The organism is Salinigranum halophilum (genome assembly GCF_007004735.1).
Taxonomy (GTDB): domain Archaea; phylum Halobacteriota; class Halobacteria; order Halobacteriales; family Haloferacaceae; genus Salinigranum; species Salinigranum halophilum.
On record NZ_SSNL01000003.1, the window covers coordinates 1 to 21159 of the forward strand.

Consider the following 21159-nt stretch of genomic DNA (forward strand, 5'->3'; position numbering starts at 1 on the left):
ATCTGGACCGCGTCGCTCACGGGGAGGACGAATATCTTCCCGTCGCCCTTCTCGCCGGTGTTGGCGGCCTCGCTGATGGCCTCGACGACGTCCTCGGCGGGGATGTCGGCGACGACACACTCGACTTTGACCTTCTGGTGGAGGTCGACGGTGTACTCCTCGCCGCGCCACTGGCCCTTCTTCGCGGGCTGGGAGCCTCGCCCCGACACGTTCGTGACGGTGAGCGAGGGCGCGCCGACCTCGGCGAGCGCCTTCTTGACTGCACCGAGCTTCTCGGGGCGGATCACTGCGACGATCATCTCGATTTCGCTCATTCTTCGGAGCCTCCGTCCGTGCGGACGACGTCCTCTGACTCAAAGGTGATGCCGCCGTCGGCGGCGACGTCGGGCTTGCCGAACTCGGGGTAGGTGTCGACGCCGTGTTCGGAGCTGTCGAGGCCGGCCTGTTCGTGCGCGGGGGTGACGCGGGCCTGTCCGATGGCCTTCAGGACGCTGAACACCACGGCCGTCGCGGCGAACGTCCACAGCGCGATGACGACCACGCCGACGACCTGGTTCACCAGCGTACCCACGGTGAACCCGTTGACGCTGAAGAACGGGAACAGGAGTGCGCCGAGTACGCCGGCGGAGCCGTGGACCGGGAAGACCGCACAGACGTCGTCGATGTTGAGGCGCTTCTCGACGAACTCGAAGACGATGGGGAGCTGCGCACCGGCGAGGAGGCCGATGACGAGCGCACCCGGCCAGACGACGGCGTCGGTGACCGAGGTGATGCCGACGAGGCCGGCGAGGAGACCGTTGGCGACGTAGAGGGTGTCGACCTTGCCGGTCTTCACGACCGAGAGCGCGGCAGCGCCGATGGCACCCGCACCCATCGCGAGCGTCGTGGTGAGCGCGACGCGGCCGACGTAGCTGAACGAGCCGAGCGTGACGCTGCCGTCGTCGGCCATGGCGAGCGGTGCGGCGGCGGTGCCGACGTTGAAGCCGTACCAGCCGAACGCGAGGATGAGCGTCCCCAGGACGGCGAAGGTCAGCGAGTGACCGGGGATGACGTTCACGGAGCCGTCCTCGTTGAAGCGGTCCATCCGCGGGCCGATGATCCACGCCGCGGTGAGGCCGGCGATACCGCCCATGCCGTGGACGATCATCCCACCCGCGAAGTCGTGGAAGTCGACGAGGAAGCCGCCGGCCCACGTGAGGCCGGTGACGACCGGGTAGATGACGGCCGCGAGGAGGATGGTGTAGGTGACGTACGCGCGGAGCTTCGCGCGGCCCGCGACGGCCCCGGAGACGATGGTCGCGGCGGTCATCGCGAAGACGGCACCGAAGAGCCAGCCGACCCACGCCGTGGACTCACCGGGGTACCAGACGTCGGTGAACGAACCCATGAACGAGTACGAGCCGCCGCCGGTCGCGCCGCCGACGATGGTCGAGATGGCGGCACCGACGAGGAAGAAGGTGATGACGCCCACCGACCAGGTGAGCAGGTTCTTCGTCAGCTGGTTGGCGACGTTCTTCGAGCGTACCTGCCCCGCCTCGAGCATGGCGAAGCCGGCGTGCATGAAGAAGATCAAGAACGTGACGGTGAGAACCCACACGAGGTTCACCGCCTCGACGATGGCCGAGAGGTCTGACTGCATGAGGAGGTCCACGTTCATTCGGACGACTCCTCCGTGGTTGGTGCGATGGTCGTGGTGCTTGGACAGTTGGTCATGATTTTAGCTTATTTCCGCAGTTTTGTATCGCGGATTACGTCAGTACGTATCCACATACGAGTATATAATCATTGGTCTTTACAAATGGCAAAATACGTCGTCCTTAATGGTCATCCGTCTAATCTGAAATCAAATATATGGTATATAAGGTCGTACATATCGAACTCTCCTCACAAATATTGCCCGGCAACTGGACGTTCGTGGACCGCGACTGACGGGAGACGCGCGTGCTGATGGACCTGTGACCGACCGGTGCGCGCGCCAGGTGCGTCTGCTCGCGCCGGACGGCCGACAGGCGTCTCGGGTGAAACGCGCCAGTACGCTGGACAAACGAGCACCCTGGTACGGCTCTCGGGGGTGTGCCCGCCGGCAGGTCGAATTCGGTGACGACCGCGAGAAGGAGTCCGTGGAGGAAGGTGTCAGCGGGGACCGACGGAGTGCGCGTCGGACTGTGGGCTCGGACGGTTAGACGGCCCCGACTCCGTCCGTTCCGGTGCGGATCTGGACCGCGTCGCTCACGGGGAGGACGAATATCTTCCCGTCGCCCTTCTCGCCGGTGTTGGCGGCCTCGCTGATGGCCTCGACGACGTCCTCGGCGGGGATGTCGGCGACGACACACTCGACTTTGACCTTCTGGTGGAGGTCGACGGTGTACTCCTCGCCGCGCCACTGGCTCTTCTTCGCGGGCTGGGAGCCCCGCCCCGACACGTTCGTGACGGTGAGCGAGGGGGCACCCGCCTCCGCGAGCGCCTGTTTGACCGCGCCGAGTTTCTCGGGACGGATGACCGCGACGATCATCTCGATTCCGCTCTCGGCTTCGCTCATTCGTCAGCACCCCCGTCCGTCCGGACGCCGCCGTCGGCAGCCATCGGATTCTCGGGGCTCTTGTTGCCCGTGAACTCGGGGTACGCCGAGATGCCGTGTTCGCCCTCGTCGAGACCGATCTCCTCCTCTTCGGCACTCACGCGGAGGCCCCAGGTGGCGTCGGCGACCCCGAAGGCGACCATCGAGGTCAGGACGGTCCACGTGCCGATGACGGCGACACCGACGACCTGCAAGACGAGCTGGTTCACGCCGAGGAACGTCCAGCCGCCGTTCGCCCCGACGGCGAAGACGGGGATGAGGATGGTGCCGACGGCACCTGCCCCACCGTGCACGGCGAAGACACCACAGACGTCGTCGATCTTCAGCGAATCGACGACCCATCTGTAGGTCGGCAGCACGAGCGCCCCGCCGATGGCTCCGATGGCGACGCCGCCCCACCAGGTGACGTGCGGGACCGCGCCCGTGACGGCCACGAGACCGGCGAGCAGCCCGTTCGCCATCCAGAGGGGGTCGGGCTTGCCCTGCCACGCCGTGGAGACGACCATCGCGGCGACGGCACCGGCACCCATCCCGAGGGTCGTGACGAGGACGACGCGACCGAGTGCGGCCCCCTGGAACGCGAGACCGGAGTCGGAGGCCGCGAGGACCGTCGCCTGCGTCCCGACGTTGAAGCCGTACCAGCCGAACGCGAGGATGAGCGTCCCCAGGACGGCCAGCACCATCGAGTGCCCCGGAATCGGCTGGGAGTTGCCGTTCTCGTCGAAGCGACCCTTCCGGGGACCGACCATCTTCGCGCCGACGAGACCGGCGATGCCGCCGCACATGTGGACGACCGTCGCCCCGGCGAAGTCGAGATACCCCGTGCCGAGCGCGGCACCGATGTAACCGCCGCTCGCGAGGAGGCCACCGGACCAGGTGAAGCCGACGACGGCCGGGTAGATGAGTCCCGTGATGACCGCGGTGTAGAACACGTACGCCTTGAAGTTCATGCGCTCTGCCACCGCCCCCGACACGATGGTCGCGGCGGTCATCGCGAAGACGGCACCGAAGAACCAGCCGATCCAGGCGTTCGGGTCGGAGATGTAACCGAACGCACCCGCGAAGTCACCCCCGGAGGTGAGCCCTCCGACGATGGTCGCGACGCCCGCTCCCACGAGGAAGTAGATGAGGACGCCCAGCGTCCAGTCGGTCATGTTCTTCATCAACACGTTGCCGGCGTTCTTCGCACGGACCTGTCCCGCCTCCAGCAGCGCGAAGCCGGGCTGCATGAAGAAGATGAGGAAACAGACGACGAGCACCCACACGTTGTTGACGCCCGTCGCGACGGCCCCCGCGTCCACCTGCAACAGGAGGTCGAACGTCATGCCGACACCTCCAGTAGCGGACGAACGTCTACTTCTGAGCCGAACAGGGTTCGATTGCTGTTGTGAATCACGCTTCAACGACAAGAACCGTCATACATAAATCGTAGCGTTGACAAATCCATGCCTCAACCCTCATTAATACACAAACGTCTAATATTGGGTAAAATAATATGTATATAAGGTTCTCTTTCGTTGCGTGGCCGCGCGAATATTGCACGGAAATCTGGACGTTCATCGACCCGCTCGGCCGTCACCTCCCCCGTCTCGACGGCGCGCGCTCCCGGCCCTCGCTCAGAGGTGGTCGGCGACGTCCTCGGCGAAGTACGTCAAGACGAGGTCCGCTCCGGCGCGTTTGATCGACAGGAGCGACTCGAGCGCCGTCTCCTCCAGCGAGAGCCACCCCTTCTCGGCGGCGGCGTGGACCATCGCGTACTCGCCGGAGACGTTGTACGCCGCGACGGGGTGGTCGAACTCGTCTCTCACGCTGCGGACGATGTCGAGGTAGGGGAGTGCGGGCTTGACCATCAACACGTCCGCACCCTGTTCGACGTCGAGTCGGACCTCGCGCAGCGCCTCGCGTGCGTTCGCGGGGTCCATCTGGTAGTGTCGGCGGTCGCCGAACGCGGGCGCGCCGTCGGCTGCGTCGCGGAACGGCCCGTAGAAGGCCGACTCGTACTTCGCGGCGTAGGACATGATGGCGACGTCCGCGAACCCCTCGGCGTCCAGTTCGTCGCGAATCACCCCGACCATCCCGTCCATCATCCCGCTCGGGGCGACCATGTCGGCCCCGGCTTCGGCGTGTGACCGGGCCGTCCGCGCGAGGGAGTCGAGGGTCGCGTCGTTGTCCACCGTCAGGTGCGCACACTCGCGCGCGCCCGCTTCGAGCACGCCGCAGTGGCCGTGGTCGGTGTACTCGCACATGCAGACGTCCGTCGCCACGTAGACGTCCGTCTCGCGGGTGATTCGGCGCGTGGCCTCCTGGACGACACCGTCGTCAGCCCACGCCCGAGAGCCCTCGGCGTCCTTCGAGGCGGGGATACCGAACAGCATCACCGCCTCGACGCCGGTCTCGCCGATCTCTTCGACCCGTGCGACCGCCTCGTCGACGGGGACGCGCTCGTGTCCGGGCATCGACTCGATGGGCACACGCTCGTCGGTGGTCGCATCGACGAAGACGGGTGCCATGAGGTCCGTCGCCGAGAGACTCGTCTCGGAGACGAGCGGCCGGATGCCGTCCGTCCGGAGCCGTCGCGGGCGGTCGGTGAGGTTCATACGTGTGGGTTAGGTGGTTTGTCTCAAAGGCGCATCGTTCCCGATTCGTCGGGCGCTCGTTGGCAGCGACTGGTGACGACAGCGCCAGTTCGTCCGCGAACGACCGCGACTCCCAGGGCGGCTGCTCTGTATCCGCGCCGTTCGTTTTTCCTGGCTCCTCGTGCTCTGTCACGCTCTTCTCACGTGCTCTGTTACCCCCTCACCCCTGAACGATGCCCTTCGCTTGAGTCACTCATCGACCTCGACTCTCTGTTGCGACGCGGACCACAACGGATTTGCCCGTCCGACAAGAGAGAACCGACGATGGACCTCGTCTCCGTCTCGGTGCTCGCCCAACTTGCCGAGATGCCGCCCACCCTCCGCGCCCTCCTCGACTCGGAGTGGGCGCTCGTCGCTCTCTTCGGCGTGTTCGTCCTCGAGGGCGCGATGCTGATGTACTTCATGCCGAGCGAACTCATCGTCCCCGGCTCTATCGTCCTCCTCGGTACCGACGCGCTGATTCCGGTGCTCGCCGTCGCCGTCCTTGGCGCGACGCTCGGCCAGTACGCGCTCTTTCTCGTCGCGAAACGCGGCGGCCGCGCCTACCTCGAGGAGAAACGCTGGTTCCGGGTCTCGCCCGAACGGCTGGACAAGTTCGACGGCTGGTTCGACCGCTGGGGCCCGATTGCCGTCCCGGTGAGCAACGCGCTGTTGTTCACGCGCGGCATGCTCACGGTCCCGGCCGGGTTCGCCGAGATGGACGACCGCCAGTTCGTCGTCTACTCTGCCACGGGGACGCTCGTCTTCGAGTCGGTGCTGGCCGCGCTCTACCTCGTCGGCGTGTCGTGGCTGTTCTGAGGGCGGAGCGACCCCGACGTGACCGGCGTCCGCGTCCTCCCGTGGCCGCTCTCCGAGCCTCGTCCGACGGCCGAGCGCGTCGCGGGAGCAACACGGTTACGTTGGTGTGCGCCGACAGGGGAGTAGCCGATGCCCCCTTCACACGTACTCGTCCCGCTCGACGGGTCGCCGCTGGCCGACGACGCGCTCGTCCACGCCCTAGAGACGTTCGACTGTCGGACGACGGTCCTCAACGTGGTCCAGCCGCTCGACGCGGGCATGAGCGAGGGGGGTGTCCTCGAACCCGGCGGCGACCGACTGGCGGCCGCGCGTGAGCGTGCGGAGACGCTCGTCGACCGCGCAGCACGTCGTGCCGTCGAACTCGACCGGGAGGTGGCGACTGTCGTCGAGACGGGTGACCCCGCCGAGACCATCCTCGCGTACGTCGAGTCACACGACGTCGACCACGTCGTCATGGGCGGCCACGGCGGCACGCAGGACGGCCTCGCCCGTCGGCTGCTCGGTACCGTCGCGACGGCGGTCGTCGGCGAGGCACCCGTGTCGGTCACCGTGGTCCGGTGAGAGCCGCCGCCCGCCCCGTCAGACGGCCCCGCCCAGTACGACGGCGAACGCCCGGTACAGCCCGAAGCCGACGGCGACCGACGCCACGAGTGTGAGCACCCAAAAGAGGAGCGTCACGCCGATTTTCCGCCGCGAGACGCCCGCCGACCCGCCCGCGAGCCCCCCGCCGATGACGCCCGAGATGATGATGTTGTTGAACGAGATGGGGATGCCGAGCGTGATGGCGAGCTGGGCGATGATGAACCCCGGAACCAGCGCGGCGATGGAGCGGCGCACGCCGAGTTGGGCGTACTCGCGGGAGGTTGCCTGGAGGAGTCGCGGGGCACCCATCCAGGCCCCACCGAGGATGCCGGTCGCTCCCACGGCCAACAGCGCGATTCCGGGGAGCCCGAGTTCGGCGCGATAGAGGTTCTCGAGGGGTCCCGTCGCGAGCCCCACCTGGCTTCCCCCGCTGGAGAAGGCGACGACGCTCCCGAGCAGCACGAGGAAGGTCCGAACCCCGCGGTCGACCGACTCCTCGGTCCGACGCTGGATGAAGCGGAAACTCACGGCCGCCGCGACGAGCGTGATCAACACGACGTCGAGTTCGACCCCGACGAGCGCCGGCGTCTCGACGATGCTCCCGAGGAAGGCCGCGAGTGAGCCCTGCGCCCCGCCGTCGGGGTCGGGAATCACGCTCAACCGGATGTTCGCGACGATGCCGCCGACGACGGCGGCGAGCAAGGGGACGCCCACGGTCTCGGGGATGTCGTCCCGCCGAAGCACCGTTGCCGTGAGATACGCCAGCCCACCCGAAACGGGGGGGACGAGGACCCAGAACGTCGCGATGCGTCGGTACGTCTCGAACGCCGGCGTCCCGCCCAGCGAGAGCCCGACACCGACCATCGCGCCCGTCGTGGCGAACGCGGCCGGGACGGGGTAGCCCGTGTAGACGCCGAACGCCATGAACGCCGTCGCGGTCAACAGCCCGGCGGTCGCCGCGAGCGACGTGATGGAGACGCCGTTTATCAGCCCGGCTCCGACCGTCTCGGAGATGCTCCCGCCCTGGGCGAGCGCCCCCAGCGCAGCCAGGATGCCGATGAGGAACGCGGCGCGCATCGTCGAGATGGCGTTCGCGCCGATGGCCGGCGCGAAGGGCGGGGAGTTACTGTTCGCGCCGAGCGCCCAGGCGGTCGCCAGTCCCGTGACCGTCGCGAGCAGGACGAGCCCCCAGAAGGTGACGCTCACCACCGTCGGCGACACCTCCGCTCGTCGGGGCGGTGACGGGAGTCGGTCCCTCCCGGCTGCGCCTGTGGTCGGCTGCCGACGGCGGTCGAAGCCGCCCGACGCCAGGGGTCACCTCCGGTCTCCATTGACGCGGTAACTCACCGGCCGGGGGATAAGCGTTTGGTCGCAGCGGGCGTCGGAGAAGAGCGCTACTCGGTGCGGTCGATGTCGAGTTGCTCTCTGAGTGCCGAGAGCTCCTCGGACTCCGCGAGCGTCTCGAGACGCTCGTGGAAGTGAGTGTCGCAGAGGCCGACCTTCACCCCGTCCTTCTCGGCGGCGTATGCGGCCTCCCGGTCGCAGTAGTGACAGCGCATACCGACACTCGGAACCCCGGCGGGATAAGCCTGCCCTCTCCGGCACGCTTGGTACCGAGTCACGCTCCGCCGACGACCCGCGAGCGGAACGTCTCGGCCTCTTCGCCGGCGAGTCCCGCCCGCCCCAGCGTCCGGTCGTGTGCGTCGCTCCCGCCCGTCCGAAGGAGTCCCGCCTCGCTGACGACCCGTTCGATTCGCCCCGTGTCCACCGGCCGGCCGTACGCGTAGTAGCGCTCGACCGCCCCGAGTTCGCGCGCGAGGTCGAGCGCGCGGTCGACCTCCCGGTAACGGAAGGGATGGGCCAGCGAGACGACGGCACACGCGTCGCGGAGGAGCGCCGCCCCGCGCTCGAACGTCGGAAGCTGTCGCGGCCGATAGCAGGGGCAGTCGCTCCCGATGAGGTGGTCGAACGCCCCCTGGTAGTCGTACGGCGCGTCGCTCTGGGCCACCGCACGCGCGATGTGGGGACGCCCGACGCCCGCCGCGAGGTCGACGTCGAGAGTCACACCGACGTCGTCCTCGACGCAGTCGACGATGGCGCGGGCCCGCTGGACGCGGTCGCGCTGGAGCCTGTCGAGTTCGTCGCCAAGCGCCCCGTCGTCGCGAACCCCGTAGCCCAGGAGGTCGACGCGGAGGGCTCCGGCGTCGACGCGGAGTTCGACACCCCGGACGAGTCGAACCCCATCGACGACCGTCACGGGCGCGGCGAGCTCTGGGTGGACCCTGTCGTGGTCGGTGATGGCGACGGTGTCGACACCCACACGCCGCGCCGCGGCCGGCACCTCGTCGAGGGTCAGCGTCCCGTCGGATGCCGTCGTGTGGACGTGGAGGTCGGCCGTGACCGGTGTCGACCCCTCGCTGTTCGTCATGGCCGTCCGTCGGACACCACGACCCAAAGCGCTTGCGTCCACCCGAGTAACATGACACTTCGACGCTTCCGAGAGAAACTATATCATGACAGTCCATGACATTTTAACACTGAAAGGGGCTTGCAAGCGACTAAGGTTGTGCATGGAAAACCATTATAGTTGTGCTCGGATTCTGTGTGAATGTAATGCGCCTGAACGGCACCCAAGAGGCAATCGACGCGACCGACTATCCGCTCAGCAGTGAGGAGTTCATCTCACAACACGGCGAGCACACCATCGAACTCGCCAACGGGACGGAGACGGTCGCCGACGTACTCGGCCGTCTGGGTCCGGAGACGTACACGTCCGCCGAAGACGTTACGAACTCCCTCTACTCCGCAGTCTCGCACAAGGGCATCGGCCGACGCTTCTACAGCGACCGCGACGCGTACGCGCTCGGCGAGAGCGGCCCCACGCCCGAGTCGTTCTGAGGACGACCCCACTCCCTTCTCGAACCGGTGACCCGGTTCGTTTTCCACGACACCGAGCGACCGCGCCGGACACGCCCGGTCGTGTCGACGCTCGTCTCGCCTCCGTCGACCGTCGGTGACGCGGGGGTTCGGCGGCCGGTAGCGCGGTTGAAAAGTAGTTAGAACGGCAGGTCCAGCGGGACGCTCCCCTTGGTGTAACCGTCGACCCCGCCGTCGGGTCTCACGCGAAAGACGACGGCCGGGCGGTGTCTGACCTCCGGTCGCTCACCGCGAACCGCGTTCCAGTCGTCGTCCGGGAACGACGAACAGTCGACGAACAACACTGCGCCGCCCGCGTGTCGCTCCAGTTGCCCGTCGGTCTTCGTCTGCGCCGTGTCGCGGACGGCGGTGATGGGGCTGTTCGCCGCGCGCCGGTTGGGCGGCAACGGACGCGTCACCTCGACGAGCGTCACCTGCCCCCCCTTCTCGACCCGGTAGTCGAGCGAGTGTCCCGTCGTCACTTCCGCCTCGGGCTCGAGGTCGTACCCCGCGTCGTACAGGAGTTTCGCGGCGTTGAACTCGCCCATCGCCGCGCTCATCCGCACCAGGTCGAGCGACGTCGACGTACCGAGCTTACCCGCCATCAACTCCCGATAGGGGTCTAACACGCCCGTCGCCAGGAACGACTCGTAGTACTCGAGCGCCTCCGCCGCGGTGGCGTCGGGAAAACCCGCCGCGTGCTCGGCGAAGAACGCCCTCGTCGTCTCCCGGCCGTCCTTCGAGCAGAACACGGGCAGGAAGAACCACGAGAGGTGTGGATACGGCTTCAGCCACGGCGACTCGTCGTGCAGTTCGGCGAGGAGTTCCCGCTCGACCCACGCCGTGATCTCCGCGGGGGCCTCCTCCAGCGCGATCTTGTCGGTCCGCCAGAGCGCCGACGGCGTCTCGGTGTTCCCGACCCAGTAGGCCTCGTCGTCGTTCCAGGCGAACAGCGCCGTGTCGTCGTTGTCCATGTCGAACCGCCGGGCGTCGAAGCCGTCGGGCTGGCGGTACCACGGCTTCGACATCGTCGCTCCCAGGTTCCCGTCGAGGTCGGCGTAGATGTCTCGCCGGACTCGGTCGAGGGTCCAGCGACCGGGGGCGTGTCGGAAGCGGAGCGGTCGTGCCACGCTCTCGTCTACTCGACCGGCACAGTTATGCGTTCCGTGACCCGGCCGAACCGTCCGCCGACACCCGAATCTTCACGGTCGTTGTTGATGGTCACCGGAACCTATATATTGGCAACATTCCAAGATAATATGTACCATGTCAATGGGTGCCTATGACGAGGACGAGCACGAGCGACGTGAACAGAAGACCTCGCAGGTCGACGCGTCTTTCGACGACGAGCGAGTTGTGTACCAGGGGACCCTCGAGTACGACTCCGGGGACTCCACAGCGGCACTCCTCGACCAGTTCAAGCAGATCAAAGAGCAGTAACGCGGCCTTCTCTCACCCAGTCTCCGTCCGAACCGTCACGAGTGCGACCGTCGAGACGCTCGTCACCGCGACGACGTGTCCCGCGACGGCCGCGAAGAGCACCGGTTCGCTCGTGAGGAACGGCAGGAGGGCCACCTGAACCAGGCCGAACGCGACGTTGGTCGCGTCGGTCCGCTTGAGCGCCGCGGCGGTCTCGGGGTCGAACGTGTACCGGTACGAGCGCCACGCCGCGACCACGGCGGCCCACCACGACGTCCCGATGCGGTAGCACAGGTCCCAGAGGACGAGTAGCATCAGGTAGACCACGATCACCGGCGGTTCCGGGCCGAACAGGGTGGTCAGGAGCGTCTCACCGGGCGACCGGGGTGCGAAGACGAACAGGTGGGTGACGAGTGCGACGAACGCCAGCACGCCCAGCACCACCTCGATACCCGACGAGAACAGGAATCGGTGGTACGAGGTCGGGAGGTCCAGTCGGCGGGTCGCGGCGCTGAACCGGAGCATGAGGACGCTCCCGACGGCCGCGACGCCGATGGCGGCCGTCCCCGCCGGGACGACGGCCCAGAGGCCGTACGCCCACGCGAGGACGAACAGGCTCGCCTGGAAGATGGCGATCTGGAGGGCGACGGCGGCCGTCCCCGACAGCGACGCCCCCGGTAGCGCGCCGACGATGCTCTCGTACACCCACGTCTCGCCGTACTGTGGGCCCTCGTCCGTCGTGGCCGTCATGGAGAGACGGGTGTCACTGTACTTCCGTCCCCGGCTCGACCGTCGTTCCGTTCTCGACGGGTTCGTGAACCTCGACCGTCACCGTCTCCTCGGGTTCGGGTTCCCGGCCGAGCGCGCGGGCGACGGCCACGTCGAACGGCGTGAGGTCGACGTCGACCAGGTCGCGGATGCGCGTCTCGGTCACCACGACGGGGTTCTTCAGCCCCTCGATGAGCGGCCGGGCGACGGAGCGGGGCACGTCGGTGACGAGGTCGAGCCAGTACGCCGAGAGCCGCGGCGTCAACACCGGTACCGAGAGGATGTGCGGCTCCTGTCCCAGCTGTCGCCCGGTCCGGCGCATTATCTCGCGGTAGGTGAGGACCTCCGGCCCCCCGACCTCGTACGTCTCGCCCGCCGTCTCCGCGACGTCGAGCACGCCCACGAGGTAGGCGACGACGTCGTCGACGGCGACCGGCTGACAGGGCGTCTCCACCCATCGCGGCGTCACCATCACCGGCAGACGCGAGGAGAGCTGACGGATGAGCTCGAAGCTCGTGCTCCCCTCGCCGACGATGATGGCGGCTCGGAGCGTCGTCAGTGCCGCGTCGCTCTCGCCCAGGATCCGTTCGATCTCCCGTCGCGACCGGAGGTGCGGCGACAACTGGTCGCGGTCGCCGCCCAGTCCGCCGAGATAGACGACGCGCCCGACGCCGCCCTCGGAGAGCCCCCGGACGAACGTCCGCGCTGCCGTCCGGTCTCGTGCCTCGAAGTCGCCGCCGGTCCCCATCGAGTGGACGAGGTAGTACGCCGCGTCGACCTCGAGTGCCTCGAGGAGGGCTCCCAGCGGCTGTCGTTCTGCCGCCGCGGGACTGGTCGACACCCCTTCGTCGACGAGGTGGAACGACCCTGGCTCCAGCAGGTCGCCCTCGACGACCTGGACCCCCGGTGGGCCGCGATACCGCGTCGCGTCACGAGTCAGAACGACGACCTCGTGACCCACCTCGAGGAGCGCCGGGACGAGCCGGCTCCCCACGAACCCGCTCGCACCCGTCACGAACACCTTCATACAATTCTCGATGAGCCGAAACGAATTAACCCTTGTCGCCGTTGTCCCGATTCCACCCCGGGGTCGACGGCGCGCCGAACCGCTCGTCGACGCGCGTCGCGGCCTCGACGGCGCTGTCGCCGCACGCCCCCGCCATCGATTCCCAGGCCGCGATTGCGTTGCTCGCCCACGAGGACGCCGCGACGACCTGGTCACGGACCGATTCGAGTCGCGTCTCGTCCACGGCGAGCGACCCCGGTGCCGACGCGACGGCACCCGCGACGAACTCCGCGCGGTCCGCGCGCCGAAGCCGCCCGCGCACGAGTCTGTCGACGGTCTCGTGCAGGCGCTCGGGTGCGGGGTGGACGAACACCTTCGTCCCGATGGCCTGCGGGCCGAGCGCCAGGTTCCCGGTGGGCGGGTCGCCCCGGTCCTGCAGTCGCGTCCCGCCGTGTCCGTCCTCGACGCGCTCGCACTCCGTCTCCTGGTCGAGGACGAGGTTGTGACCGGGGTAGTCCGCACAGTCGCCGGGGTAGCGGTCGTCCCCGTGGATACGACACTGCAGCGTCTCGGGGTCGAGGAAGACACAGGTGCGGAGCCACCGCCGCTCGCCCCCGAACGGCGCGACCGGCTTCGGCGGTTTCCGCAGGCCGACGAAGAAGACCGGCTTGCCGTCGACCGCGGCCACCTCGTGTCCGCCGAGACGTCGCTTTCCGTCTCCTGCTCCCGGTTCGAACAGTCGCGGGGTGAGGACGTCGCCCTCTCCCGCCTCGACGAACCGCTTGACCTCGTCGCGGGCGAGCGGGACGAGGTTGTAGCTGTCGTCCAGCGGGACACGCTCACCGCGCCGTTCGTGGTCCAGTGCCGCCGGCGAGAGGGGCCGCCAGTCGAGACAACAGCCCGCACAGCCGGCACAGTTCACCTCCATGCCTGTGCTAGTTGTTGTCACGAAACATAGCTGCTGTCCCCCCAGCGCGCTTATCCGCCCGCTCCCCGTAGGACCGCCGATGGGCTCTCAACGGTGTGACGGCTGCGGCTCGAAGGTCCGTATCGCCGGCGGTATCGGCGACTTCTGGACGTTCTCCAGCGAATCCTCGGGGGGTATCGACCTCGAACTCGCCGACGGGACCGACCACTTCCTCTGTTTCGACTGCGTCGAGCGCCTGCCCGACGACCACGACGTCACGAGCGCGGACGTCGCCGCTCTCGCCGAGTCCGACGAGCGCTAGATTTACCCGCCGGAGCCACGACGCTCCGGTGTGGACGCCTCCCGTATCGTCGACGAGTTCCCCGCCCCTTCCTTCAGAGGCGCCCAGGAGCAGGCCCTCCGCGACATCCGCGACGCGTTCGCCGCCGGCAACGACGTCGTCCTCGTCCGCGCCCCGACCGGCAGCGGCAAGTCCCTCCTCGCCCGCGCCATCTGCGGCGCCGCGGCGACGGTCGAAGAGTCCCGACCCAGAGACGCGACCGACGCGTACTACACCACGCCGCAGGTCTCCCAGCTCGACGACGTCGCGGGCGACGCCCTGCTCGACGACTTCCAGGTCATCCGCGGCAAGCGAAACTACACCTGTCTCATCGACGGCGAGGAGGACACCCCCGTCAACCAGGCCCCCTGCGCCCGCCAGCGCGGCTTCGACTGCTCGGTCAAACACCGCTGTCCGTACTACTCCGCGCGGGCCATCGCCTCCAACCGGCGCATCGCGGCGATGACGCTCGCGTACTTCATGCAGACCGCCGGCTCCGACGTCTTCCGGAAACGGGACGTGGTCGTCATCGACGAGGCGCACGGTCTCGCGGAGTGGGCCGAGATGTACGCGACCATCGACCTGAGCCCGCGGACGGTCCCGGTCTGGGACGACCTCCGCGTCCCCGGTGTCGAGGAGGTGTCGGACCCGCTCGAACGAACGGTCCGATTCGCCGACGCCCTCGTCGGCGTCTGTACGAACGCGAAGGACGACCTCCTGGCGAAGCAGGAACTCTCGCCCGACGAGGCGGCCCGTCGCGACCGCCTCCAGGAGCTCATCTCGGAGCTGAAGTGGTTCGTCGACGACGCCCGGGACCCCCAGTCACCGACGACGTGGGTCGTCGACCAGCCCGGCGGTGCGGACTCGTCGATCTCCATCAAGCCGCTCGACCCCGCGCGCTATCTGAAACACACCGTCTGGGACCGCGGCAACTCCTTTGCCCTGCTCTCGGCTACCATCCTGAACAAGGAGGCGTTCTGTCGAGGTGTCGGGCTGAACCCCGACCGCGTCGCGCTCGTCGACGTCCCGCACACCTTTCCGCTCGAACACCGCTCCCTGTACGACGTCACGCAGGGCAAGATGACGTACGAACACCGCGACGAGACCATCCCGAAGATCGCGCGCTTGCTCGTCCGTCTGATGGCCGCACACCCCGACGAGAAGGGACTGGTCCACTGTCACTCGTACCGCATCCAAGAGCGCCTCCACGAGCGCCTCGCGGGGATGGGTGTCGCCGCTCGCGTCCGCGGCCACGGCCGAGACGACCGCAACGACGCGCTGGAGGCGTGGAAGGCGAGTTCGAAGCCGACGCTGTTCCTCTCGGTGAAGATGGAAGAGGCGCTGGACCTCAACGGCGACCTGTGTCGCTGGCAGGTGCTCTGTAAGGCACCGTACCTCAACACGAGCGACTCACGCGTGGCCCGCCGCCTCGAAGACGGCCAGTGGGCGTGGTACCACCGCGCCGCGCTTCGGACCGTCATCCAGGCGTGCGGGCGCGTCGTCCGCGCGCCCGACGATTACGGCGCGACCTACCTCGCCGATTCGAGCCTGCTTGACCTGTTCGACCGCGCGCGGAGCGACCTCCCGCCTTGGTTCCGCGAACAGGTCGACGCGATACAGTCGCCCGCCCTCTCCGGCTTCGACCCGGCGGCCGCCCTCGCCGGCATCGACGCGACCCCGACGCCGACCCGCGTCGACCGGTCGTCGCCGACGCCGCCGTCGTCGACCCGCTCGTCCTCGTCAGGGGCGTCTTCGACCTCCACCTCTCCCTCCTCGTCCGGTTCGTCGGCTTCGTCCGACTCGTCCGCGTCCTCGACCGACCGCGGTCGTCGCCACCCACTCTCCGACGTCTGGGGGGAGTGACGCCGTGGGGTGGCATCGGCGCTATCGTGTGATTTCGTCACGGTGACCCACGTTACGCCGTACCGAACGGTCTCCAGAATGGGACGAATCCCCAGCGTTGGTCGGACGGAGTCGACGCAACTAACACGATTGTTAATTACTTTAACTGAACGTCCAACTAAAACGCGAAAAAATTAGTTGTTTGAAGGTGTTAGAACGGCAATAACCGTTGGTCTGGGACGGTATCTCACGGTATACTTAACAACCAGGCACCTGTAGGGGTGGTCGTACGACGATGAATCCGCACGCCCTCAACACGGCGCTCACACTGTATCGCAGCAGAACGCTCTCCCTGTCGCAGGCCGCCCACCGGGCCGGCTGCTCGGAGCGCGAGATGGTGCGGGCGCTCGGAAGGCACGGAATCGTCGTTCGTGAGCGGTTCACCTCACACACCTCGCTGAACAACCCCTCTGCCAGCGCCGACTAGTCACTCCTCTTCAGCAGTCGTCCCGCTCCCGTCGTTCTCTTCGGTTCTCCCCTCGCCCCCGCGCCGTTTCAGGACTCTTCGTTCCCCGCCTCGGGCAGGATGTGAAGCCCCGACCGACTCTTGAGCACCGGCACCGTCTCGGCTGCCGGGTCGAAGTACGCCGGCCGAGAGACCGTCTTGGCCTCGTACGTCTCCGGGTCGAGCACCTGCACCGCGTGGTCGTCCTCGACGGTCACGACGGTGGTCTCCTGGGCGTCCTCGCGCGAGCCGAGGCGACGCGCGTCGGGGGCGATACCCTCCTCGAACGCCGCCTCGTACCCGTCGCCCGTCGCCAGCCGGACGCCTTTCAGCCGACGTCGTGCGCTCCGGACGAGCACCGGCCCGTCGCCGTCCTCGGGGTCGATGACGGTACCGGGGGGATAGGGTGGGAGCCGCACCGCGAACGTCACCCGGTAGACCTCGTTGCCGTCGCCGTCTTCGGTCACGAGGGTCGGGTACTCCTCGACGCTCCCGCCGAGTTCGCGCGTGATACGCCGGGCGATGCCGCCGCCCATCTGGTTCGTCGATATCTTGAGGTCGACGCCGTCGTCCGTCTCTTTCACCTCCGAGATGAACGCGTTTCTGTCCCCCGTGGCCTCCCGTTCGGCGATGTACGCCTCGGCGATTTCGACCGCCCGGGCCTCCTCCTCGCTCGTCGGTGTCCGGTCGTCCGCGCGGACTTGTACCTCGGCGGCGTAGTAGCCGCCGGCGATGCGCCCACACCGGTTGCACGTCCCCCGCGCGATGAGCACGGGCACCGTGACCTCCTCTTCGACGTAGGTTCCGCGGACGACGCCGGAGAACCGACAGTGCATCCGGATGGTGTTCTGGTCGACCTGTTCGGGGTCGATGCCCCACTGGACGTCCGTCGCGTTCAGGTGGACCCCGAGCGCGCCCCCGACTTCGTCGATGGCGACGTCGGTGTAGTCGTCCGCGCCGACGTCGACCCAGCGGTTCCCCCGGTGGACCGCGCCGCACTGCGAACACACCTGCACCTCGATGCGGTCGGGCGCGTCGACGAGGTCGAAGTCGGCGAAGTAACAGGCGTTACAGAGGACCGCGTCCTGCTCGCGCGGCTGGCCCGGCAGGGGTTCCTCGCGTTCGGGAACCGGGTCGCCACACCGCGGACAGAACTCGCGCGACGCCGCGTCAGTCATAGGGGACTCTACTCCGTCGGCGTGGTTAAGCCCCGCGAACTTCACGCCCGGTCTTCGCTCGCCCCTCCGAGGTCCAGATACGCGCGCGCCTCGGCGTCGCGCAGTTGCCGGAAGTCCCGGTAGCACTGGCCGACGGAACCGAACTCCTCGGGCATCTCGACGGCGACCACCTCGGCCCCCTCGTCGCTGACGCGCGCGACGGACTCGGGGGCGGCGACCGGCACCGCCAGCACCACCGCGTCGGCACCGGCGGCCCGTACCTGTCGAACGCACGCCAGCGCCGTCGCTCCCGTCGCGAGGCCGTCGTCGACGACGACCACGCGCTCGCCGTCCAGCCGGGGAAGCGACTCGCCCCGGCGGTACTCGCGGACCTTCTGGGACGCGACAGCCTGTGCGCGCGCCTGTTCCTCGTGCAGGTAGGCGTCGTCGACGCCGAGTCGGGAGACGAGCCTGTCGTTCGTCCAGACGCTCCCGTCGTCCGTGACCGCCCCGACGGCGAGTTCGGGGTTGCCCGGCGCGCCGAGCTTCACCGCGACGATGACGTCAAGTGGGACCCCGAGTCGGTCCGCGACGACCCGACCGACCGGCAATCCGCCACGGGGAATGGCCAGCACGAGGTCGGCGTCGACGCCGCGCTCTGTGAGTCGCGTGGCGAGTCGTTCGCCCGCGTCGGTCCTGTCAGTGAACATGTACGCTCTACACGCAGGACGGACAAAACGTCTCGGCCGAGCCTGAGTCACTCCGCCAGCAACGACGGCGTCTCGACCGCCTCGTCCTCGCTCTCGCGCCACGTGTGTTCCGGCGTCCAGCCGAACAGTTCCTCGGCCTTCGCCGTCGACAGCGCGGAGGCCTCACCGGACAGTGCACACTCGTCGGGAACGGCACCGAAGAACGCCTCGACGGCGTCGACCGTGGGCCGACCGAGGTAGTTGTCGGCGGCCGCGGCGTGGACGGCTTCGTGTCCCTCGGGAGGGGACTCGAGCGCGCGCTCGACCAGCGAGACGACGTCGCGGACGTCGACGTACGACCAGAAGTTGCCCGCGCCGCCCGCGAGACCCTCCGCCGCGACGGTCCGACAGCTGTACTCGCCGGGGTACTGGATCCACGACGGGCGGACGGAGGTGACGGGCGTTCCGTACCGGCGGGCGACCATCTTCGCGACTTCCTCTCCGGCGACCTTCGAGGTCCCGTAGGGGTCTTCGGGTCGCATCGGGTGCGACTCGGTGATGGGCAGTTCGTCGGGGAGCGTCTTCTCGCGGGCGAACGCCCAGCCGTACGTCGACTCCGAGGAGGCCCAGACGGTCCGCGCGCCCGCCCGTCCAGCGCCGACGAGGACGTTGTACGCCGCCAGCAGGTTCGTCTCGAACACCCTCCCTCCGGGGTGTCGCGTCGGTGCCGGGATGGCCGCCCAGTGGACGACGGCGTCTGGCTCGATGTCCGACAGGAGGTCGAGCGCCTCTCCTCGCTCGGTGAGGTCCGCCGCGCGGAAGTCGACGTGTGGACGTTCTGCCACCTCGAAGCCGGGCTGGTCGTAGTCGACGCAGACGACGTCGTAGTCACCAGCGAGTCCGTCGACGAGCCACCTCCCGGAGCGGCCGCGTCCACCCGTGACGAGTAGGGTCTCCATACGCTCCGCTCGACGGCAGAGTTCAATAAAGAAACCGGACCACGTGCCGTCGTCGGCACCCGTCCCCGCGTCAGTACGGGGTGAAGCCGTGTACCTCTCGTGCGTGTGCGAGGAGTTCCTCCGTCGTGTCGAAGGACTTCCCGCAGCTGCACGTGTGGTACGCCGATTGGGGTGTTTGACCAACGGCCATACAACTGTATCCAGAGCGCATCCATAATAATCTTTCGTCGGTTGTGTGTCGATGCGTCACATTGGCGCGAATCGTTACGCGTTCGTCACGGCTTTTACTCGGTTCGTACTCGTTTGTTACGCTCTGTCGCAGTACAGTAGCTGTCACGGTTTCGCCCTGCCACCGCGTCACCCGGCAGGGTTTATGCCGTCGAGCCAGTAGACACGCTCATGCAGTGGAAACCAGATTGGGGGCTCCGCGGTCGCATGGCCCTCACCATGTTCCTGCTGTTCGCCCTCTACATCGTCTTCGTCGGCGTGTTGAGTCTGTACTTCGGACGGCTCCTCCCCGTCGTCGTAATCATGGGGGGTTTCCTGTTCGTGCAGTTCTTCTTCAGCGACAAACTCGCCCTGTACAGCATGGGTGCGCACGTCGTCGAGGAGGACGAGGCGGACGCGGAGATGCGGAAGGTCCACCGGATGATCTCTCGGCTCTCCCAGCAGGCCGACCTCCCCAAACCGAAGGTCGCTGTCGCGGAGACGTCGATTCCGAACGCGTTCGCCGCCGGTCGCTCCCGGAAGAGTTCCACCGTCTGTGTCACCCGGGGCATCCTCCGGTCGCTCGACGACGACGAACTCGAAGGCGTCCTCGCGCACGAACTCGCACACATCAAGAACCGCGACGTGATGGTGATGACCATCGCGTCGTTCCTCTCGACGCTCGCGTTCCTCATCGTCCGCTGGGGCTGGTTCCTCGGCGGCAACAGAGAACGGGGCGGCGCCCCGGTCATCGTCGCCATCCTCGTCTCGCTGGTGGTGTGGATCGTCTCGTTCCTCCTCATCCGCGCCCTGTCGCGATACCGTGAGTTCGCCGCCGACCGTGGTGGAGCAGTCATCACCGGCAAACCCTCGGCGCTCGCCTCCGCGCTCCTCACCATCGAGGGGCGGATGGACCGCGTGCCGAAGCAGGACCTCCGCGAGCAGTCGGAGATGAACGCCTTCTTCGTCATCCCTATCAAGGGCGACTTCATCGGGAAAGTGTTCTCGACGCACCCCGCCACCGACCGACGAGTCGAGCGCCTCCGCGAACTCGAGCGGGAGATGGAATCGGCATAGATGGGCCTGTTCGACTCCCTCCGCTCGGTGCTCGGCATGAGCGCCGAGGCGGACGCGACCCGCGCCGCCGACCCCGAGGACCTCTTCGGGATGTCGACGGCCTACCTCACGATGGCGGCCGACCTCGACTTCCCCTCCGCGGGCGAGGCGGCGCTCTGTTTCTCGAACGTCGACTCGACCGACTTCGCCTCCACTGTGGAGGAGGTCGAGGCCATCCTCGACGCCGGCAAGGAAGAGACCGGCACCGACCACTGGCGCCACAGCGACGACTACGGCTACCACTGGTTCGTCCTCGCCGACTCGGACCCCGAAGACCTCGTCACCTCCGTCCACTTCGCCGCCGACGAGTTCGTCGAGCGCGGCTACGGCTCTCGGTTGCTGGCCGCGCTGTTCGCTTTCGAACGGGACGGCGGCTACGTCTACTGGGTCTACTCCTTCCGAAGAGGCGCGTACTACCCCTTCGTCCCGACGGGCACGAGCTCGCGCGACTCGAAACTGGAGTTCAAACTCCAGGCCGTCCTCGACGGGGAACTCGCCGTCGAGGCCGACGAGGAGTACTGGTATCCGCTGTGGCCAGACCGCGCCGGGCGTCACCCCTGGGAGTGAGCGTCGGTCGCGGAGGCTCGGCCGACTCCTCGTCCCCCCGTCCGCTCGGCCACACCTGACGAGCGCCGCGCGTCCGCGGCATCGGATTTGAACCTGCTCATGCCGTCTCTCCTCCACCCGGTTCCTGCCTCCGTTTTCACTTTCACTACGCTGTTAACGAGGCTTTA

24 protein-coding genes are annotated in these 21159 nt (G+C 67.7%); 9 read left to right on the top strand and 15 right to left on the bottom strand.

All coding sequences use genetic code 11. From position 1 onward, the window contains the following. The 5 genes from E6N53_RS04465 to hemB all read right to left on the bottom strand — a co-directional run. The coding region (locus E6N53_RS04465; protein ID WP_142857284.1) for a nitrogen regulatory protein GlnK1 at positions 1–314 on the bottom strand (314 nt) is incomplete at its 3' end. Beyond that, positions 311–1639, bottom strand: coding sequence for an ammonium transporter (locus tag E6N53_RS04470; protein ID WP_136592327.1), 1329 nt, complete (start codon positions 1637–1639; stop codon positions 311–313). The genes E6N53_RS04465 and E6N53_RS04470, both read right to left, overlap by 4 nt. Before the next feature lie 540 nt (positions 1640–2179). Continuing rightward, positions 2180–2539 (bottom strand): nitrogen regulatory protein GlnK1, encoded by a 360-nt coding sequence (locus E6N53_RS04475; RefSeq protein WP_136600603.1) that lies wholly within the window; start codon positions 2537–2539, stop codon positions 2180–2182. Continuing rightward, positions 2536–3903 (bottom strand): ammonium transporter, encoded by a 1368-nt coding sequence (locus E6N53_RS04480; RefSeq protein WP_142857286.1) that lies wholly within the window; start codon positions 3901–3903, stop codon positions 2536–2538. The genes E6N53_RS04475 and E6N53_RS04480 overlap by 4 nt, the downstream gene beginning before the upstream one ends. Positions 3904–4194: 291 nt before the next feature. Then, complete coding sequence (hemB, locus tag E6N53_RS04485; protein ID WP_142857289.1) at positions 4195–5175, bottom strand: porphobilinogen synthase; 981 nt, start codon at positions 5173–5175, stop codon at positions 4195–4197. Between the two features lie 303 nt (positions 5176–5478). Between hemB and E6N53_RS04490 the strand changes: the two genes are divergently transcribed. Together E6N53_RS04490 and E6N53_RS04495 are read left to right on the top strand one after the other, a co-directional pair. Beyond that, a complete protein-coding gene (locus tag E6N53_RS04490) occupies positions 5479–6012 on the top strand; it encodes a DedA family protein (RefSeq protein WP_142857292.1) in 534 nt (177 codons plus the stop codon). Between the two features lie 129 nt (positions 6013–6141). Beyond that, positions 6142–6573: a universal stress protein gene (locus tag E6N53_RS04495; RefSeq protein WP_142857294.1), complete on the top strand. Its 432-nt coding sequence runs from the start codon at positions 6142–6144 to the stop codon at positions 6571–6573. An 18-nt stretch (positions 6574–6591) separates the two neighbouring features. Here the strand turns inward: E6N53_RS04495 and E6N53_RS04500 are convergent, their stop codons facing one another. The 3 genes from E6N53_RS04500 to E6N53_RS04505 form a co-directional block, all read right to left on the bottom strand. After that, positions 6592–7803 (bottom strand): inorganic phosphate transporter, encoded by a 1212-nt coding sequence (locus E6N53_RS04500; protein WP_142858448.1) that lies wholly within the window; start codon positions 7801–7803, stop codon positions 6592–6594. 185 nt (positions 7804–7988) lie between these two features. Beyond that, positions 7989–8153: a DUF6757 family protein gene (locus E6N53_RS20935; RefSeq protein WP_201740311.1), complete on the bottom strand. Its 165-nt coding sequence runs from the start codon at positions 8151–8153 to the stop codon at positions 7989–7991. Positions 8154–8212: 59 nt separating this feature from the next. After that, complete coding sequence (locus tag E6N53_RS04505) at positions 8213–9022, bottom strand: PHP domain-containing protein (protein ID WP_142857296.1); 810 nt, start codon at positions 9020–9022, stop codon at positions 8213–8215. A 185-nt stretch (positions 9023–9207) separates the two neighbouring features. Here E6N53_RS04505 and E6N53_RS04510 point away from each other — a divergent pair, with 185 nt between their 5' ends. Next, positions 9208–9492 carry a DUF5789 family protein gene (locus tag E6N53_RS04510; RefSeq protein ID WP_136592272.1) on the top strand — a complete coding sequence of 95 codons (285 nt, stop codon included), beginning with the start codon at positions 9208–9210 and terminating at the stop codon, positions 9490–9492. Between the two features lie 158 nt (positions 9493–9650). Here E6N53_RS04510 and E6N53_RS04515 read toward each other — a convergent pair whose 3' ends face one another. After that, entirely contained in the window at positions 9651–10640 is a 990-nt protein-coding gene (locus E6N53_RS04515) for a DUF5784 family protein (protein ID WP_142857298.1), read from the bottom strand. A 136-nt stretch (positions 10641–10776) separates the two neighbouring features. Here E6N53_RS04515 and E6N53_RS20940 point away from each other — a divergent pair, with 136 nt between their 5' ends. Next, positions 10777–10950, top strand: coding sequence for a DUF5786 family protein (locus tag E6N53_RS20940; RefSeq protein WP_201740312.1), 174 nt, complete (start codon positions 10777–10779; stop codon positions 10948–10950). Positions 10951–10962: 12 nt separating this feature from the next. On the opposite strand, the gene E6N53_RS04520 is transcribed toward E6N53_RS20940, so the two are convergent. From E6N53_RS04520 to E6N53_RS04530, 3 genes are read right to left on the bottom strand one after another with little or no spacing between them, the layout of a single operon-like run. Continuing rightward, positions 10963–11679 (bottom strand): DUF7530 family protein, encoded by a 717-nt coding sequence (locus E6N53_RS04520; protein ID WP_142857300.1) that lies wholly within the window; start codon positions 11677–11679, stop codon positions 10963–10965. A gap of 13 nt (positions 11680–11692) precedes the next feature. After that, a complete protein-coding gene (locus E6N53_RS04525) occupies positions 11693–12724 on the bottom strand; it encodes an NAD(P)H-binding protein (protein WP_142857302.1) in 1032 nt (343 codons plus the stop codon). Between the two features lie 25 nt (positions 12725–12749). Next, positions 12750–13631, bottom strand: a complete 882-nt coding sequence (locus tag E6N53_RS04530) for a YkgJ family cysteine cluster protein (protein WP_142857305.1) — start codon at positions 13629–13631, stop codon at positions 12750–12752. Between the two features lie 79 nt (positions 13632–13710). Between E6N53_RS04530 and E6N53_RS04535 the strand changes: the two genes are divergently transcribed. From E6N53_RS04535 to E6N53_RS04545, 3 genes are all read left to right on the top strand, one after another. Beyond that, a complete protein-coding gene (locus E6N53_RS04535) occupies positions 13711–13932 on the top strand; it encodes a DUF7561 family protein (protein ID WP_142857307.1) in 222 nt (73 codons plus the stop codon). 30 nt (positions 13933–13962) lie between these two features. Continuing rightward, positions 13963–15813 carry a helicase C-terminal domain-containing protein gene (locus tag E6N53_RS04540; RefSeq protein ID WP_142857309.1) on the top strand — a complete coding sequence of 617 codons (1851 nt, stop codon included), beginning with the start codon at positions 13963–13965 and terminating at the stop codon, positions 15811–15813. 274 nt (positions 15814–16087) lie between these two features. Beyond that, complete coding sequence (locus tag E6N53_RS04545) at positions 16088–16279, top strand: DUF7317 family protein (protein ID WP_136600613.1); 192 nt, start codon at positions 16088–16090, stop codon at positions 16277–16279. A gap of 68 nt (positions 16280–16347) precedes the next feature. Here E6N53_RS04545 and E6N53_RS04550 read toward each other — a convergent pair whose 3' ends face one another. Genes E6N53_RS04550 through E6N53_RS04560 form a run of 3 tightly spaced genes read right to left on the bottom strand, consistent with a single transcriptional unit; the run spans position 16348 to position 19102 of the window. After that, complete coding sequence (locus tag E6N53_RS04550) at positions 16348–17475, bottom strand: 60S ribosomal export protein NMD3 (protein ID WP_142857311.1); 1128 nt, start codon at positions 17473–17475, stop codon at positions 16348–16350. A gap of 41 nt (positions 17476–17516) precedes the next feature. Beyond that, positions 17517–18164: a phosphoribosyltransferase gene (locus E6N53_RS04555; protein WP_142857313.1), complete on the bottom strand. Its 648-nt coding sequence runs from the start codon at positions 18162–18164 to the stop codon at positions 17517–17519. A gap of 47 nt (positions 18165–18211) precedes the next feature. Further along, complete coding sequence (locus tag E6N53_RS04560) at positions 18212–19102, bottom strand: NAD-dependent epimerase/dehydratase family protein (RefSeq protein WP_142857315.1); 891 nt, start codon at positions 19100–19102, stop codon at positions 18212–18214. A 399-nt stretch (positions 19103–19501) separates the two neighbouring features. Between E6N53_RS04560 and htpX the strand changes: the two genes are divergently transcribed. Further along, complete coding sequence (gene htpX, locus E6N53_RS04565) at positions 19502–20386, top strand: zinc metalloprotease HtpX (protein ID WP_136592283.1); 885 nt, start codon at positions 19502–19504, stop codon at positions 20384–20386. Further along, complete coding sequence (gene pspAB, locus E6N53_RS04570; RefSeq protein ID WP_142857317.1) at positions 20387–20992, top strand: PspA-associated protein PspAB; 606 nt, start codon at positions 20387–20389, stop codon at positions 20990–20992. The last annotated feature ends 167 nt before the right edge of the window (positions 20993–21159 follow it).

What these genes read in the sequence shown, in the direction of transcription:
- E6N53_RS04470 (WP_136592327.1), bottom strand. Translation starts at nt 1,639, where the DNA reads ATGCAGTCAGACCTCTCGGCCATCGTCGAGGCGGTGAACCTCGTGTGG.
- E6N53_RS04475 (WP_136600603.1), bottom strand. Translation starts at nt 2,539, where the DNA reads ATGAGCGAAGCCGAGAGCGGAATCGAGATGATCGTCGCGGTCATCCGT.
- E6N53_RS04480 (WP_142857286.1), bottom strand. Translation starts at nt 3,903, where the DNA reads ATGACGTTCGACCTCCTGTTGCAGGTGGACGCGGGGGCCGTCGCGACG.
- hemB (WP_142857289.1), bottom strand. Translation starts at nt 5,175, where the DNA reads ATGAACCTCACCGACCGCCCGCGACGGCTCCGGACGGACGGCATCCGG.
- E6N53_RS04490 (WP_142857292.1), top strand. Translation starts at nt 5,479, where the DNA reads ATGGACCTCGTCTCCGTCTCGGTGCTCGCCCAACTTGCCGAGATGCCG.
- E6N53_RS04495 (WP_142857294.1), top strand. Translation starts at nt 6,142, where the DNA reads ATGCCCCCTTCACACGTACTCGTCCCGCTCGACGGGTCGCCGCTGGCC.
- E6N53_RS20935 (WP_201740311.1), bottom strand. Translation starts at nt 8,153, where the DNA reads ATGCGCTGTCACTACTGCGACCGGGAGGCCGCATACGCCGCCGAGAAG.
- E6N53_RS04505 (WP_142857296.1), bottom strand. Translation starts at nt 9,022, where the DNA reads ATGACGAACAGCGAGGGGTCGACACCGGTCACGGCCGACCTCCACGTC.
- E6N53_RS04510 (WP_136592272.1), top strand. Translation starts at nt 9,208, where the DNA reads ATGCGCCTGAACGGCACCCAAGAGGCAATCGACGCGACCGACTATCCG.
- E6N53_RS20940 (WP_201740312.1), top strand. Translation starts at nt 10,777, where the DNA reads ATGTCAATGGGTGCCTATGACGAGGACGAGCACGAGCGACGTGAACAG.
- E6N53_RS04520 (WP_142857300.1), bottom strand. Translation starts at nt 11,679, where the DNA reads ATGACGGCCACGACGGACGAGGGCCCACAGTACGGCGAGACGTGGGTG.
- E6N53_RS04525 (WP_142857302.1), bottom strand. Translation starts at nt 12,724, where the DNA reads ATGAAGGTGTTCGTGACGGGTGCGAGCGGGTTCGTGGGGAGCCGGCTC.
- E6N53_RS04530 (WP_142857305.1), bottom strand. Translation starts at nt 13,631, where the DNA reads ATGGAGGTGAACTGTGCCGGCTGTGCGGGCTGTTGTCTCGACTGGCGG.
- E6N53_RS04535 (WP_142857307.1), top strand. Translation starts at nt 13,711, where the DNA reads ATGGGCTCTCAACGGTGTGACGGCTGCGGCTCGAAGGTCCGTATCGCC.
- E6N53_RS04545 (WP_136600613.1), top strand. Translation starts at nt 16,088, where the DNA reads ATGAATCCGCACGCCCTCAACACGGCGCTCACACTGTATCGCAGCAGA.
- E6N53_RS04550 (WP_142857311.1), bottom strand. Translation starts at nt 17,475, where the DNA reads ATGACTGACGCGGCGTCGCGCGAGTTCTGTCCGCGGTGTGGCGACCCG.
- E6N53_RS04555 (WP_142857313.1), bottom strand. Translation starts at nt 18,164, where the DNA reads ATGTTCACTGACAGGACCGACGCGGGCGAACGACTCGCCACGCGACTC.
- E6N53_RS04560 (WP_142857315.1), bottom strand. Translation starts at nt 19,102, where the DNA reads ATGGAGACCCTACTCGTCACGGGTGGACGCGGCCGCTCCGGGAGGTGG.
- htpX (WP_136592283.1), top strand. Translation starts at nt 19,502, where the DNA reads ATGCAGTGGAAACCAGATTGGGGGCTCCGCGGTCGCATGGCCCTCACC.
- pspAB (WP_142857317.1), top strand. Translation starts at nt 20,387, where the DNA reads ATGGGCCTGTTCGACTCCCTCCGCTCGGTGCTCGGCATGAGCGCCGAG.